This window comes from Dyella flagellata (genome assembly GCF_030160275.1).
In the GTDB taxonomy this organism is placed as follows: Bacteria; Pseudomonadota; Gammaproteobacteria; order Xanthomonadales; family Rhodanobacteraceae; genus Dyella_B; species Dyella_B flagellata.
Genome location: NZ_BSOA01000003.1, coordinates 36,529 through 49,627, shown reverse-complemented (window position 1 = coordinate 49,627; position 13,099 = coordinate 36,529). Strand labels below are relative to the sequence as shown.

Below are 13,099 nucleotides of genomic sequence, written 5' to 3'. Positions count from 1 at the left end.
GGGAAAGCCCTATGAGCGACCTGCTTACCCAGGAAGAAATCGACGCCCTCCTCAACGGCGTCGACGGCGGCCAGATCGAAACCGAAAGCGACCTGCCGCCGCCGGCCGGTACGGTGCTGGATTTCGACTTCACCCAGCAGGATCGCATCGTGCGCGGCCGCCTGCCCACGCTGGAGATGATCAACGATCGCTTCGCGCGCTTCTTCCGCACCCAGCTGTTCGGCGTGCTGCGCAAGACCTGCGAAGTGTCGGTGCTTGGCGTGAAGATGCAGAAGTTCGCCGAATACGTGCATGGGCTGAACGTGCCGAGCAATCTCAATCTGATCAGGGTGAAGCCGTTGCGCGGCACCGCGCTGGCGGTGATGGAGCCCCGCCTGGTGTTCACCGTGATCGACAATTTCTTCGGTGGCGACGGGCGCTATCACGCCCGCATCGAAGGCCGCGATTTCACGCCGACCGAAAACCGCGTGATCCAGATCCTGCTCAACGAGGTGTTCATCTCGATGGTCGAGGCCTGGGCGCCGGCGATGCCGGTGCAGTTCGAATTCATCAATTCCGAGATCAACCCCCAGTTCGCCAACATCGTCAGCCCCACCGAAACCGTGGTGGTGTCGCGCTTTCACGTGGAGCTGGACGGTGGCGGCGGCGAAGTGCATCTCACCTTGCCCTACGCGATGGTGGAGCCGATCCGCACCATGCTTGACGCCGGCGTGCAGAGCGACCGCATGGGCGAGCGCGACGAACGCTGGATCAACTGCCTGCACGAGGAAGTGATGGATGCGGAGGTGGAACTCACCTCGCTGCTGCTGGAAGCCAACATCAGCATCGGTGAATTCCTCGGCCTGCGCATCGGCGACGTGATCCCGATCAACCTGCCCGACGTCACCACCGTCTTCGCCGAAGACGTACCCATTTTCCGTGGCGAATACGGCCAGACCAACGGCCGCTACGCCATTCGCTACAGAACCCAGGCCGGTCGCCGCACACCGCGTACCGCCGTCGACTTTGCCCCGGAAAAAATCGCATGAGCCAGAACTTCGATTCCCTGCCCGGCCCGAACGGGGCCGCCAAGAACGGCGATCAACACATGGAACTGGACGCCTTGAACGGCGGGGACAAGGCCGACGTCAGCCTGGACATGATCCTGGACGTGCCGGTAACGCTGGCGATGGAAGTAGGTCGCACGCGTATCAGCATTCGCAACCTGCTGCAGCTCAACCAGGGCTCGGTGGTGGAACTGGACCGCGCCGCCGGCGAACCGCTGGACGTATTCGTCAACGGCACCCTGGTGGCGCATGGCGAAGTGGTGGTAATCAACGAGAAGTTCGGTATCCGCCTGACCGATGTGATCAGCCCGGCCGAGCGGGTGCGCAAACTCAGATGAGCATTGCATGGGACATGCTGGCGCGCGCCCCTGTGGCAAGCGTGCCCGATATCAACGTGACCGGCGAATTGGTACGCGTGGTGTTGAGCCTGGGCGCCATCGTGGCGCTGATCTTCGCCGCGGGCTGGTTGACGCGGCGCCTGCAATCGCGGCAATTCAGCGGCGGGCGCCGCCTGCGCTGCATTGAAACGATGCCAATCAGCACGCGCGAACGCGTGATGCTGATCGAGGCTGACGGCAAGCGCCTGTTGGTAGGTGTGGGTACGGGTGGCATCCGCGCCCTGCATGTCTACGAGGGCACGGTGCCGGTGGAAGCCACGCCGGCGCCCGTATCGACGCCGCCCTTCGCGGAGCTGTTGAGCCGGTTGGGGCGCAAAGCATGAAGACGGTATGGACACGCTTGCTGGCGGTTTTGCTCGGCATGCTGATCTGCTTCGGTGCGCACGCAGCGACAACCAGCATTACAAGCACATCCACGGCGGTTGCGCCGATTGCACCCATTGCCCCGATCTCGCAGTCGGCCGGCATTCCCATGCTGACCGTGCAGAACGCCGGCGGGGGCCAGAACTGGAGCCTGTCGCTGCAGGTGGTGGCACTGATGACCGTGCTGACCCTGCTGCCGGCGGTGCTGCTGATGATGACCTCGTTCACGCGCATCATCATCGTGCTGAGCTTTCTGCGCCAGGCACTCTCCACGCAGTCCACGCCGCCCAACCAGGTGCTGCTGGGGTTGGCGCTGTTCCTTACTTTCTTCGTGATGTCGCCGGTGCTCAACCGTGCCTACCAGGACGGGGTGAAGCCTTACATGGATCACCAGATCAGCGCCGAAGCGGCGATTCCCGCCGCCGCCATGCCGTTCAAGCACTTCATGCTCAACCAGACGCGCGATGCGGATTTGCAGCTGTTCACACGCCTGGCCAAGGAACAACCCTACGCCAGCAGGGACGACGTGCCGTTCCGCGTGGCGATGCCGGCCTTCGTCACCAGTGAATTGAAGACCGCGTTCCAGATGGGTTTCCTGTTGTTCATTCCGTTCCTGGTGATCGACATCGTGGTGGCGAGCGTGTTGATGTCGATGGGCATGGCGATGGTGTCGCCGTCGATCATCTCGTTGCCGTTCAAGATCATGCTGTTCGTGATGGTGGACGGGTGGTCGCTGCTGGTGGGTACTTTGGCGGGGAGCTTCTACACATGACACCGGAATGGGTGATCCACTTCGGCCAGCATGCCCTCTATATCGGCATGCTCGTGGCCGCGCCATTGCTGCTCACCGCCTTGCTGGTCGGTCTGCTGGTCGGTGTTATCCAGGCGGCTACGCAAATCCACGAAATGACGCTGAGCTTCATCCCGAAGCTGCTGGCGATGGCAGCGGTCGGCTTGATAGCCGGACCGTGGATGCTGCGCACCCTGGTGCAGTTCACGCACGACATCATCGTGGGGCTGCCGGAGGCGATCAAGTGACGATCGAGCTGGCCGCGCTGATCCATTGGCTGTCCGGGATGTTCTGGGCGCTGGGTCGCGTGGGCGGCTTTTGCATGGCGGCACCCATCTTCAATGCTACGGTGATGCCGGCGCGCATACGCGCAGCCATCATCATCATGCTGACGCTCGTGCTGGCGCCGCTCGCTCCGACGCAGATGGATCTGCTCAGCGCGGCAGGCGTGGCAACGATGGCCACGCAGCTATTGATCGGCGCCAGCATCGGCTTCGTGCTGCAGCTGGTGTTCCAGGCCGTTTCCTACGGCGGCATCCTGATCGGGCAAAGCATGGGCCTGGGTTTCGCCGAACTGATCAGCCCGACCAGCAACACCAGCGTGCCGGTGCTGGGGCAGTTCTACATGGTGATGGTGAGCCTGTTGTTCCTGGCGATGGACGGCCACCTGCAAGTGATCCAATTGCTGGCGGACAGCTTTCGTGGCTTGCCGCCTGGCGCCACCGGCCTGGACAGCCAATCCTTGTGGGCGCTGGTGCTGGCCGGCGGCGACCTGTTCTCAGGCGCCTTGCGCGTGGCCCTGCCGGCGATGACGGCGCTGTTGCTGGTGAATATCGGGTTTGCCGCGACCAGCCGCGCGTCCCCGGCGATGAATCTGTTCGCGGTGGGTTTCCCGATCAGCATCTGCATGGGGTTTATCGCGCTGTGGCTAGCGCTGCGCGGGCTGATCAGCGCGTATTCGGCGCTGCAGGCGGTGGGCTGGGACTTGATGCGGCATCTGGCGGGGCTGTAAGCCATGGCCGATACCGAAAACGAAGACCGCACCGAACAAGCGTCGGAAAAACGCCGCCAGGAAGCCCGCGAAAAAGGCGATATTCCGCGCTCGCGCGATCTTTCCGGCGCCATGGTTGTGCTGGCCGGCGCGAGCATTCTGCTTTCCCATGGCGCCAGCATGTACGCGCATATGCAGCACATTTATGCGCTGGGCCTGGACTATTCGCGCGACGCCTTGTTCAGCGATGCGCTGATGTCGCGCGCGATGCATGCTGCGCTGGCGGACATGCTTGGCGTGCTGATGCCGGTGTTCGCCGCCACCTTGCTGGCCGCGGTGGGTTCGTCGGTATTGATTGGCGGCTTGAGTTTCAGTTCGCAAGCGCTGGCGCCGAATTTCCAGCGGCTTGACCCCATTTCCGGGCTCGGACGGCTGGTCTCGCTCAATGGTCTGGTCGAGCTGGCGAAGTCGCTGCTGAAGGTCGCTTTCATCGGTGTCGCGCTGGTGCTGTTGCTGCGGCATGACGAGGCTGCCGTGATGGCGACCGGCCGCGAAGCCATCGGCGCGGGCGTGGGGCATGCCTTGTCGTTGGTCGCGCACGCGGCGTTGCTGTTCGCGGTGCTCCTGGGCGTGATCGGCGGCATCGATGCGCTGTGGCAGCGTTTCGACTACGACCGCAAGCATCGCATGTCCAAGCAGGAGCTGAAGGACGAGCACAAGGAATCGGAAGGCAGCCCGGAACTGAAGGGCCGCATTCGCCAGATGCAGCACCAGATCGCGCGCCGCCGCATGATCCAGGATGTGCCCAAGGCCGACGTGGTGGTAGTCAACCCCACGCATTTTGCGGTGGCGTTGCGCTACGACGATGCGCGCATGCGCGCGCCGCGCGTGGTCGCCAAGGGCCTGGACATGATGGCCATGCAGATCCGCCTGGTGGCAGACGCGCATCGCATTCCGCTGGTGGAGGCGCCGCCGCTGGCGCGCGCGCTATACGCCACTACCGAGATCGGCCATGAGATTCCGTCCGCGCTGTACGTCGCGGTCGCGCAGATCCTGGCTTACGTCTATCAGCTGAAGCAGGCCGCCGAACGGGGCGGCCCTCTTCCCGAGGCTCCGCATCCGGACATCGATCCGGAACTGCAGGGCCGTTACCGCTCATCGTAAAAGGCGACACGCATGGCAACCGCAAGCGTCTTCGATACCTTCAAGCAGGCCAGCCGCCGCGGCGCCGGTGCGCCGATCGTGATGCTCGCCATGCTGGCGATGCTGATGCTGCCGCTGCCGCCGTTCGTGCTGGACATCCTGTTCAGCTTCAACATCGCGTTGTCGCTGGTGATCCTGCTGGCGGTGGTGTACGTGATGCGGCCGCTGGAATTCGCCGCGTTTCCCACGGTGGTGCTGCTCGGCACGCTGCTGCGCCTGGCGCTAAATATCGCCTCCAGTCGCGTGATCCTGCTGCACGGTCACGACGGCGCCGGCGCCGCGGGCAAGGTGATCGAGGCCTTCGGCGAGTTCGTGATCGGCGGCAACTTCGCCGTAGGCCTGGTGGTGTTCGCCATCCTCACCATCATCAACTTCGTGGTGGTCACCAAGGGCGCCACCCGCGTGTCGGAAGTGACCGCACGCTTCACCCTGGATTCGATGCCCGGCAAGCAGATGGCGATCGACGCCGATCTCAACGCGGGCTTGCTGACCCAGGAGCAGGCGCGTGAGCGCCGCCAGGAAGTGCGCGAAGAAGCGGATTTCTATGGCTCGATGGATGGTGCCTCCAAGTTCGTGCGCGGCGACGCCACGGCCGGCATCCTGATCCTGCTGATCAATATCGTCGGTGGCTTCTTTGTCGGTGTGCTGCAGCATGGCCTCTCCGCCGGCGAGGCCGCGCGCACTTATACCCTGCTCACCATCGGCGATGGACTGGTCGCGCAGGTGCCGGGCCTGATGTTGTCGATCGCTACCGCAGTGATCGTCACGCGCGTGTCCAAGTCGCACGACATGGGCAAGCAGGTGGTCGGCCAGGTGTTCGCCCAGCCACGCGCGCTGGCGGTGGCCGGCGTGGTGCTGGGAACGATGGGCTTGATTCCAGGCATGCCGAACATCGCGTTCCTGATGCTGGGCGCGGTGTGTGGCGCCGCGGCCTGGCTGATGATCAAGCGCGAGAACGAAACCAAGGAGCGTTTGGCCAAGGCCGCTACCGAAGCACTGCCCGCGCCGGCCGCCACCGAGCGGCTGGAACTGGGCTGGGAAGACGTCGCCAGCGTGGATCCGGTCGGGCTGGAAGTGGGCTATCGCCTGATTCCGCTGGTGGACAAGCAGCAGGGTGGCGAGTTGATGGCGCGCATCAAGTCGGTGCGCCGCAAGCTCTCGCAGGAGTTAGGGTTCCTGGTCGCGCCGGTGCATATCCGCGACAACCTCGACCTGGGCCCCAACACCTACCGCATTTCGCTCATGGGCGTGCCGATGGGCGAGGCGGAGGTGTATACCGAGCGGCATCTCGCCATTAATCCAGGCCGCGTGCACGGCACGCTGCATGGCGTGGCCACGCGCGACCCCGCCTTCGGCCTGGAAGCGGTATGGATCGAGAGCAGCCAGCGCGATCACGCCCAGGCGCTGGGCTACACGGTGGTCGACCCGGCCACGGTGATCGCGACCCACCTCTCGCACCTGCTGCAGAACCACGCGCACGAACTGCTCAGCCACCAGGACGCGCAGCAACTGCTGGACCGCCTGGCGCAGGTCGCGCCCAAGCTGGTGGAGGACCTGGTGCCCAAGCGCCTGTCGCTGGGCGTGGTGGTGAAAGTGCTGCAAAACCTGCTCGCCGAGCGGGTGCCGGTGCGCAACATGCGCAGCATCGTCGAGTCTTTGGCGGAGCACGCTGGCCAAAGTCAGGATCCTGGCGCTCTGACCGCCTATGTGCGTGTCGCGCTTGGCCGCCAGATCGTGCAGGAGATCGCGGGTTTGGGCACGGAAATCCCGGTACTGACGCTCGCTCCGGAGTTGGAACAGATTTTGCTCGGATCCCTCTCGAGCAGTGGTGCGGCCGGCGCGGCCGTGGAGCCGGGGCTCGCCGACCGCCTGCAGCAGAGCGTCGCCGAAGCGGCGCGGCGGCAGGAGGCCAGCGGCGAACCGGCGGTGATGCTGGTGCAGCCGCAACTGCGTCCGTGGCTATCGCGCTTCACTCGCCACGTGGCTCAGAACCTGCATGTGCTGGCCTACAACGAAGTACCGGACAACCGCCGCGTGCGCTTGGTGCAAGCGATCGGCCGGTGAGAGATGTGGAGAGGGTGAGATGTTGGCGATGAAATCGAAATCTTGCTTTGTTGCTGTCATCCGCGCGGAAGCGGGGATGCTTCTTCGCCACGCGACAAAAATCAAAATGAGTTCCCGCTTGCGCGGGAATGACCTCGCGCAATCTATGCGCATTCGCGCAGCGATTGCTTGGAGCTTCGCATGAAGATCAAGCGCTTCCTCGCCCCCGACATGCGTCAGGCGATGCGCGACGTACGCGCAGAGCAGGGCGCCGATGCGGTGATCCTTTCCACGCGTCGCCTTGAAGAAGGCATCGAAATCATCGCCGCCGTCGACTATGACGAGGCGCTGATGCGCGAAGCCGCGCGCGTCAATGCGCCGCCGGCTCCCGCGCCGGCGCCCATGCCAACCCGCCCGCCGGCCAAGGAAGCGCTGAAGGAAACACCGAAAGAGCGCGCCAGAGAGGTGGTCAGGGAAACGCCGAAGGATGCGCCGAAGGAGACGCGAGCAGGTGCACTTCCGCCACCGCCGCCGCCGCCTCCACCCTTGCCCTTGCCGGCCAGCGAACTTGCCGCGTTGCAGCCGATGATCGAGCAGCATGCGCTGGAAACCGCACGCATGCGCACCGAACTTGGCGGCTTGCGTCAATTGCTTGAACAGCAGCTTTCCAGCCTCGCCTGGAACGACATGGAGCGCCGCAGCCCGATGCGCGCCCGTGTGCTGCGCGACATGTCGCGCCTCGGCATCGACACCGACGTGGCGCGCCAGCTGATCGACGAACTGCCCGACGACATCAATGCCGACCAGGCGCGCTACCTGCCATTGGGCTTGCTGAGCCGCAGCTTGAAGGTCAGTGGCCGGGCGCTGGCCGACGTTTGCGGCGTGATCGCGCTAGTCGGGCCGACCGGCGTGGGCAAGACCACCACGATCGCCAAGCTCGCCGCGTGCGCGGTGAAGCATCACGGTCCGGCCCGGGTGGCCCTGGTCAGCACCGACCACTACCGCATCGGCGCCGCCGCCCAGCTCGAACACTACGGTCGTTTGCTCGGTGTGCGCGTATACCCGGCTTACGACGCGATCGGACTGGCGCAAACACTGCACCTGCTGCGCGATCACCACACGGTGCTGGTCGACACTGCTGGCGTGTCCGGCAACGATCCGCGCCTGCAGCAGCAGATGGACGTGCTGCGCGAGGCCAGTGCGCACGGCGCTGCGCAATTGCGCGCCTGCCTGGTGCTGGCCGCGAATGCGCAGTCGTCCGCACTGGACGATTCGGTACGCGCGTACCTGCCGATCAAGCCCAGCGCCTGCATCGCCACCAAGCTGGATGAAGCGCCGAGCCTAGGTGGCCTGTTGTCGGCGTTGATCCGTCACCGTATTCCGTTGGACTGCACCACCGATGGCCAGCGCGTTCCCGAAGACATCAGCGCCGCCGATGCGCGCGTGCTGGTCTGCCGCGCCGCACAGCAACAGCGCAAGCTCGGCTTGGCGGGCGACGATCTGGATATGGCCGAACGCTTCGGCATGGCGGTGGCGGGTCTATGAACAAGGCAGTGCACATGAATCAGGCCGCCGGCTTGCACAATCTTTTTTCCGCCGCTCATGCGCCACGTGAGGACATGGACATATTTCACCAAGCTGCAAGCCTGCGCCCGCTGATTCCGCGGACCCGTACCACACGCACCATCGCGGTGGCGGGCGGCAAGGGGGGCGTCGGCAAGACCACGGTAGCGGTCAATCTCGCGATGGCGATGGCCATGGCGGGCCGCGACGTGATGCTGCTGGACGCCGACATGGGCGTGGCCAACGTGGACGTGCAGCTGGGCCTCAATCCGCTGCGCCACGTCGGGCATCTGCTGGAAGGCCTGTGTACGCTGCAGGACCTGATCATGCCGGCGCAGCACGGCCTGAAGGTGATTCCGGGCGGCTCGGGCGTACGCCGGCTGGCCAAGATGGGCAACGGTGAACATGCCGCGGTGATCCGCGCGTTCGACGAGCTGCTGCAACCGCCGGAATTCCTGGTGGTGGATACGGCCGCGGGCGTGGCCGACAACGTGGCCATGTTCGCGGCGGCGTCGGACGACGTGCTGATCGTGGTGTGCGATGAGCTGGCTTCGCTGACCGATGCCTATGCCTTGATCAAGATTCTTGCCCACGACTTCGGCGTGCGGCGTTTCCACATCGTCGCCAACATGGTCCGCCAGGCGGGCGACGCCAAGAAACTGTACGAAAAACTCGCACGTGTCTGCGGACGCTTCCTCGACGTGGCGCTCGACTACATGGGCATGGTGCCGCATGACGAATGGCTGCGGCAGGCGATCCGCCGCCAGGGCACGGTGGTCGACCTGTGGCCGTCGAGCCGCTCGGCGATGGGATTCAAGCAATTGGCAGGTGCGGTCGATACATGGGGAAAACCCGTGTGCCCGGACCTAGGACGAATTGCCTTTTTTAGCGGGCAGAGCCTGCCGGCTGCGGGGTGGTGACATGAATGTGGCTTCTGAATATTTGCAGCTGCAACGCGAGGACGCGGACCAACTGGTGCGCAAGCATGCGCCGCTCGTGCGGCGTATCGCCTACCACCTGATGGGCCGGTTGCCGCCGAGCGTTGACGTGGGAGACCTGATGCAGGCAGGCATGATCGGCTTGCTGGAGGCGGCGCGAAATTTCACGACCGACCGCGCGGCCAGCTTCGAGACGTATGCGGGTATCCGCATCCGTGGCGCGATGCTGGACGAATTGCGGCGCACCGACTGGACCCCGCGCTCGGTGCACCGCAAGGTGCGCGAGGTGGCGGAAGTGGTGCGACAGATCGAAAACGAAACTGGCGCCGACGCGGACAGCGCCGAGGTGATGAAGCGACTGGGCATGAGCGCCGAGGAGTATCACCAGGTGCTGTCCGATGCGACCAGCGCACGCCTGCTGAGCCTGACTGCGCCGGATGACGGCGAAGGTGGCGAGGCCGGTGCGCTGGATGTGATCGACCACGACAACCTGGGACCGCAGGACAGCTTCGAGCATGAAACCCTGAGTGAAGCCCTGGCCGAGGCGATCGGCACCTTGCCCAAGCGCGAACAACTGGTGATGTCCCTGTACTACGAGCAGGAGATGAACTTGAAGGAAATCGGCCTGGTGCTCGGCGTGACCGAATCGCGCGTGTGCCAGATCCATGGCCAGGCGCTGGTGCGGCTCAGGGCGCGGATGGGTGATTGGCGCGGATGATTTTCAGGGGCGGGTGGAGTACCCGCTCCTCGCTCTTAGGAGACTAGGCTTTGGACAAGAACATGAAAATCCTCGTGGTGGACGATTTTTCCACCATGCGGCGTATCGTCCGCAACCTGCTGGTGGAGCTGGGCTTCAGCAACACGCTGATCCAGGAGGCTGATGACGGCAACAACGCCTTGGCGATGCTCAAGGCCAACAGCTTCGATATGGTCGTCACCGACTGGAACATGCCGAACATGACCGGCATCGAGCTGCTGCAGGCGATTCGCGCCGAGCCCAAGCTCAAGGGCCTGCCGGTACTGATGGTCACGGCGGAAAACAATCGCGAGCAGATCATCGCCGCCGCACAGGCCGGCGTGAATGGTTACGTCGTCAAACCTTTTACCGCGAACACGCTCAAGGAAAAGCTGGACAAGATCTTCGAGCGCCTGGCAGCAAGTGGAGCTTCAGCATGAACGCCATGACCGCCCCCGTGAACGACAGCCTTCCGCCGGAAGTGCTCGATCTGCTCAACAGCAAGGACGGCACGGCTTTCGAACAAGCCCTGGATACCATGGTGCGCCAGCGCGAACAGCATCTGTTCCGTGCGCTCGGCGTGCTCGCGCGCGATCTGCATGGCGCCGTAAGCCGCCTTGGCAGCGACCTTGCCAATGGCGGCATGCCCGACAGCATGGTCGATGCGCGCAATTACCTGGCCGAAGTGCTGGAGATGAGCGCGCAGGCCGCGCATCGCAGCCTGGATTTCGTCGACCGCATCCGTCCGGAAGCCGAAGCGCTGTCCAATAACGCCAGTGCCGTGCTGGATTCGAACCATGGCGAAAACGACCCGGCCGCCGTGTTGGCGCGCCAGGCCCAGGTGTTCGCCAGCGCGTGCAGCGAGGGCCTTAACGATATGGTGCTGGTGCAGTCCTGGCAGGATCTGGCCGGCCAGCGCGTGAAGAAAGTGGTGAGCTTCATCGAGAGCGTGGAATCCTCGCTGCTGGAACTGGTACGGCTTACCGGTGCACTGGCCGGACGCGAAGCGCCGGTGGAAGTGGCCAAGGTGCACAACCAGGACGAGGTGGATCGTCTGCTGAGCGAGTTTGGATTCTGAGCTTGATGGACGCCAACCTCGACAGCGAGCTGCGCGATGATTTCCTGGTCGAAGCCGGGGAATTGGTGCAACGGCTGGGCGAACAGCTGATCGAGCTGGAAGCCTCGCCGCACGACCGCGAACTGCTCAATGCGGTGTTCCGCGTCTTCCACACGGTCAAGGGCGGCGCCGGCTTTCTCGGCATCGAACCGATGGTGCAGTTGTGCCATTGCGCGGAGGAGTTGCTCAACGACGCGCGCAACGGCCGTCTGGTGCTCAATTCGACGCACATGGATGCGCTGCTCGAAGCGCTGGACCTGCTCAACGTGATGATGGCCGCGCTGGCGAACGGGACCGCGATGTCGCCACCGCCGGCGGCCTTGCTGGAACGCCTGCAACCGGCAGTGGAAACTGCCGCTGCGGTTGCTGAGCCGGCCAAGCCGGCGCGTGCCGTCGATCCGGTCGAAGCGGAATTCGAAGCGCTGCTCGACACGCTGTACGGGCAGGGCGGCGCCCCGGGTGCGCCCAAGCACGCTTCCAACGAAATCAACGACGACGAATTCGAAAGCCTGCTCGATACGCTGCATGGCAAGGGCAGCGCGCCGGGTGCGGCGAAAGCGGTCGAGCCTGAAAACAAAGAGATCAGCGACGACGAATTCGAAGCCCTGCTGGACAACCTGCATGGCAAAGGCGGGGCGCCGGGGGCGATTGCCGCAGCGCCCGCGCCATCGCCAACGCCCGCTCCCGCGGCGACCGAGCCGGCGCGTCCGGCAGCGGCTGCGAAAACATCCGCCGGCGAGAATACGGTCCGTGTCGACACCGCGCGCCTGGATACCCTGGTCAGCCGCGCCGGCGAACTGGTGCTGCTGCGCAATCGCCTGCTGAGCCTGGCTTCGCGCAGCGACAACGAAACGCTCGCCGCCATGGCGGGTGACCTGGATCGGGTTTCCGACGATCTGCAGAATGCCGTGCTCGGCATGCGTATGCAGCCGGTCGGCCGGCTGTTCCAGCGTTTCCCGCGCATCGTGCGCGATCTCGCGCGCCAGCTCGGCAAGGAAATCGAGCTGGTCACCGAAGGCGAAGATACCGATCTGGATCGCAGCCTGGTCGAAGCCTTGGCCGATCCGCTGATCCATTTGCTGCGCAACGCGGTCGATCATGGCCTGGAAGACCCGGCTGGCCGCGAGCGCGCCGGCAAGCCACGCAAGGGCAAGGTGAAGCTATCGGCCAGCCAGCGCGGCGAACGTATCGTGATCTCCGTGAGCGACGATGGCCGCGGCATGGATCCGGAAGTGCTTCGCCGCAAGGCGGTTGAGAAAGGCGTCATCGACTCGACGCAGGCGGCGCGACTGTCCGAAGTCGAATGCTACGAATTGATTTTCCGTCCCGGCTTCAGCACCGCCGCCACCATTTCCGATATCTCCGGCCGTGGCGTCGGCATGGATGTGGTGAAGACGCGAGTGGCCGAACTGGGCGGCACCTTGCAGGTGCATTCGCGCCTGGGGTCCGGCAGCACGCTGGAACTCACCGTGCCGCTGACACTGGCGATCCTGCGCGTGCTGATGGTGTGTGTGGGTGACCGTCTGTTTGCGTTGCCGCTGGGCAACGTCAGCGAAGTGTTCGAACTCAATCCCCAGCACGATCACATGCTCGATGGCCGCCGCGTCGCCGCGCATCGCGGTCGTGCCCTGGTGCTGGGCGATCTGGCCGACTGGGCCGGGGTATCTGGTGCGGGTGGCCGCCACGTGGTGGTGTTGCATGTCGGCCATCTGCACTTGGGCTGCCTGGTGCACGAAGTGATCGGCCGTGAAGACGTGATGGTCAAGCCGCTGGGGCCGCTGTTCGAGGGCGTGCCGGGAGTGGCGGGCGCCACGGTGACCGGCGACGGGCGCCTGGCGCTGGTGCTGGATCTGGCCGCTTTGTCGCAAGACGACGGGCGTTTGCTACCCACCTTGAAGGTATCGGCCTGAT

15 protein-coding genes are annotated in these 13,099 nt (G+C 64.6%); all 15 read left to right on the top strand.

Features of this window, described 5'->3' with window-relative positions:
- Window positions 1-11: 11 nt before the first annotated feature.
- The 15 genes from fliM to QQJ96_RS01615 are packed head-to-tail and all read left to right on the top strand — an operon-like array spanning window position 12 to window position 13,098.
- Window positions 12-1,028 (top strand): flagellar motor switch protein FliM, encoded by a 1,017-nt coding sequence (gene fliM / locus QQJ96_RS01685; protein WP_284330181.1) that lies wholly within the window; start codon window positions 12-14, stop codon window positions 1,026-1,028.
- 59 nt (window positions 1,029-1,087) lie between these two features.
- The gene (fliN, locus tag QQJ96_RS01680; protein ID WP_284330750.1) at window positions 1,088-1,384 is read left to right on the top strand and encodes a flagellar motor switch protein FliN; all 297 of its coding nucleotides are present in this window, start codon (window positions 1,088-1,090) and stop codon (window positions 1,382-1,384) included.
- The gene (fliO, locus tag QQJ96_RS01675) at window positions 1,381-1,767 is read left to right on the top strand and encodes a flagellar biosynthetic protein FliO (RefSeq protein ID WP_284330180.1); all 387 of its coding nucleotides are present in this window, start codon (window positions 1,381-1,383) and stop codon (window positions 1,765-1,767) included. Before fliN ends, fliO begins: the two co-directional genes overlap by 4 nt.
- Window positions 1,764-2,579: a flagellar type III secretion system pore protein FliP gene (gene fliP, locus QQJ96_RS01670; RefSeq protein ID WP_284330179.1), complete on the top strand. Its 816-nt coding sequence runs from the start codon at window positions 1,764-1,766 to the stop codon at window positions 2,577-2,579. Before fliO ends, fliP begins: the two co-directional genes overlap by 4 nt.
- On the top strand, window positions 2,576-2,845 hold the full coding sequence (fliQ, locus tag QQJ96_RS01665) for a flagellar biosynthesis protein FliQ (RefSeq protein ID WP_188793634.1): 270 nt from the start codon (window positions 2,576-2,578) through the stop codon (window positions 2,843-2,845). The genes fliP and fliQ overlap by 4 nt, the downstream gene beginning before the upstream one ends.
- Entirely contained in the window at window positions 2,842-3,609 is a 768-nt protein-coding gene (fliR, locus tag QQJ96_RS01660; RefSeq protein ID WP_284330178.1) for a flagellar biosynthetic protein FliR, read from the top strand. Before fliQ ends, fliR begins: the two co-directional genes overlap by 4 nt.
- 3 nt (window positions 3,610-3,612) lie before the next feature.
- On the top strand, window positions 3,613-4,752 hold the full coding sequence (gene flhB, locus QQJ96_RS01655; protein ID WP_284330176.1) for a flagellar biosynthesis protein FlhB: 1,140 nt from the start codon (window positions 3,613-3,615) through the stop codon (window positions 4,750-4,752).
- 12 nt (window positions 4,753-4,764) lie between these two features.
- Entirely contained in the window at window positions 4,765-6,855 is a 2,091-nt protein-coding gene (gene flhA / locus QQJ96_RS01650; RefSeq protein ID WP_284330175.1) for a flagellar biosynthesis protein FlhA, read from the top strand.
- A gap of 19 nt (window positions 6,856-6,874) precedes the next feature.
- Complete coding sequence (locus QQJ96_RS01645; protein ID WP_284330174.1) at window positions 6,875-7,039, top strand: hypothetical protein; 165 nt, start codon at window positions 6,875-6,877, stop codon at window positions 7,037-7,039.
- Complete coding sequence (flhF, locus tag QQJ96_RS01640; protein WP_284330172.1) at window positions 7,036-8,379, top strand: flagellar biosynthesis GTPase FlhF; 1,344 nt, start codon at window positions 7,036-7,038, stop codon at window positions 8,377-8,379. Before QQJ96_RS01645 ends, flhF begins: the two co-directional genes overlap by 4 nt.
- Window positions 8,380-8,393: 14 nt before the next feature.
- Window positions 8,394-9,317, top strand: coding sequence for a MinD/ParA family ATP-binding protein (locus tag QQJ96_RS01635; protein WP_284330171.1), 924 nt, complete (start codon window positions 8,394-8,396; stop codon window positions 9,315-9,317).
- Between the two features lies 1 nt (window position 9,318).
- Window positions 9,319-10,053 (top strand): RNA polymerase sigma factor FliA, encoded by a 735-nt coding sequence (locus QQJ96_RS01630; RefSeq protein WP_284330169.1) that lies wholly within the window; start codon window positions 9,319-9,321, stop codon window positions 10,051-10,053.
- 50 nt (window positions 10,054-10,103) lie between these two features.
- Window positions 10,104-10,511: a chemotaxis response regulator CheY gene (gene cheY, locus QQJ96_RS01625; RefSeq protein WP_284330168.1), complete on the top strand. Its 408-nt coding sequence runs from the start codon at window positions 10,104-10,106 to the stop codon at window positions 10,509-10,511.
- Window positions 10,508-11,149 carry a protein phosphatase CheZ gene (locus QQJ96_RS01620; protein ID WP_284330167.1) on the top strand — a complete coding sequence of 214 codons (642 nt, stop codon included), beginning with the start codon at window positions 10,508-10,510 and terminating at the stop codon, window positions 11,147-11,149. The genes cheY and QQJ96_RS01620 overlap by 4 nt, the downstream gene beginning before the upstream one ends.
- Window positions 11,150-11,154: 5 nt before the next feature.
- On the top strand, window positions 11,155-13,098 hold the full coding sequence (locus QQJ96_RS01615) for a chemotaxis protein CheA (RefSeq protein ID WP_284330165.1): 1,944 nt from the start codon (window positions 11,155-11,157) through the stop codon (window positions 13,096-13,098).
- Window position 13,099 lies beyond the last annotated feature (1 nt).

Bases quoted from the DNA above. Each gene is read 5' to 3' on its own strand.
- QQJ96_RS01630 (WP_284330169.1), top strand. From the start codon at position 9,319: ATGAATGTGGCTTCTGAATATTTGCAGCTGCAACGCGAGGACGCGGAC.
- QQJ96_RS01615 (WP_284330165.1), top strand. From the start codon at position 11,155: ATGGACGCCAACCTCGACAGCGAGCTGCGCGATGATTTCCTGGTCGAA.
- fliP (WP_284330179.1), top strand. From the start codon at position 1,764: ATGAAGACGGTATGGACACGCTTGCTGGCGGTTTTGCTCGGCATGCTG.
- fliM (WP_284330181.1), top strand. From the start codon at position 12: ATGAGCGACCTGCTTACCCAGGAAGAAATCGACGCCCTCCTCAACGGC.
- QQJ96_RS01635 (WP_284330171.1), top strand. From the start codon at position 8,394: ATGAATCAGGCCGCCGGCTTGCACAATCTTTTTTCCGCCGCTCATGCG.
- fliQ (WP_188793634.1), top strand. From the start codon at position 2,576: ATGACACCGGAATGGGTGATCCACTTCGGCCAGCATGCCCTCTATATC.
- flhA (WP_284330175.1), top strand. From the start codon at position 4,765: ATGGCAACCGCAAGCGTCTTCGATACCTTCAAGCAGGCCAGCCGCCGC.
- fliN (WP_284330750.1), top strand. From the start codon at position 1,088: ATGGAACTGGACGCCTTGAACGGCGGGGACAAGGCCGACGTCAGCCTG.
- fliO (WP_284330180.1), top strand. From the start codon at position 1,381: ATGAGCATTGCATGGGACATGCTGGCGCGCGCCCCTGTGGCAAGCGTG.
- flhB (WP_284330176.1), top strand. From the start codon at position 3,613: ATGGCCGATACCGAAAACGAAGACCGCACCGAACAAGCGTCGGAAAAA.
- QQJ96_RS01620 (WP_284330167.1), top strand. From the start codon at position 10,508: ATGAACGCCATGACCGCCCCCGTGAACGACAGCCTTCCGCCGGAAGTG.
- flhF (WP_284330172.1), top strand. From the start codon at position 7,036: ATGAAGATCAAGCGCTTCCTCGCCCCCGACATGCGTCAGGCGATGCGC.
- QQJ96_RS01645 (WP_284330174.1), top strand. From the start codon at position 6,875: ATGTTGGCGATGAAATCGAAATCTTGCTTTGTTGCTGTCATCCGCGCG.